Here is a 795-nt window from a genome sequence, read left to right on the forward strand (position 1 = left end):
TTAAGGCGTGGCTAAGTCAATTCGGAGCATCAAATAGGCGCCGCCACAATGAGGCGACCGGGGCTCGTTCTCCGAACATCGAATTCAATCACCGTTCAAAAGGATCGAAAAATGGACGTACGCGCCGCCGTCGCCACTGAAGCCGGCAAGCCTCTGGAAGTAATGACCGTTCAGCTCGAAGGCCCGCGGGCCGGCGAGGTGCTGGTCGAGGTCAAGGCCACCGGCATCTGCCACACCGACGACTTCACCCTGTCGGGCGCCGACCCGGAAGGGCTGTTCCCGGCCATCCTCGGCCATGAGGGCGCCGGCATCGTCGTCGATGTCGGCCCCGGCGTCACCTCGGTGAAGAAGGGCGATCACGTCATTCCGCTCTATACGCCGGAATGCCGCGCCTGCCCCTCCTGCCTTTCGCGCAAGACCAATCTGTGCACCGCCATCCGCGCCACCCAAGGCCAGGGCGTCATGCCGGACGGCTCGTCGCGGTTTTCGATCGGCAAGGACAAGATCCACCACTATATGGGCTGCTCGACCTTTTCGAACTTCACCGTCTTGCCGGAAATCGCCGTCGCCAAGGTCAACCCCGACGCGCCGTTCGACAAGATCTGCTACATCGGCTGCGGCGTGACCACCGGTATCGGCGCGGTGATCAACACCGCCAAGGTCGAGATGGGCGCCACGGCGATCGTCTTCGGGCTCGGCGGCATCGGCCTCAACGTCATCCAGGGGCTCAGGCTTGCCGGCGCCGACATGATCATCGGCGTCGATTTGAACAACGACAAGAAACCCTGGGGCGAG

Annotated in this window: 1 protein-coding gene; it reads left to right on the forward strand. The window is 63.1% G+C overall.

The annotated features are described in order from the left end of the window. Window positions 1-111: 111 nt before the first annotated feature. On the forward strand, window positions 112-795 hold a 684-nt coding region (locus CO676_RS17760; protein WP_179875528.1), incomplete at its 3' end, for an alcohol dehydrogenase catalytic domain-containing protein.

It is taken from the genome of Sinorhizobium sp. BJ1, from assembly GCF_002531555.1.
GTDB classification, from domain to species: domain Bacteria; phylum Pseudomonadota; class Alphaproteobacteria; order Rhizobiales; family Rhizobiaceae; genus Sinorhizobium; species Sinorhizobium fredii_B.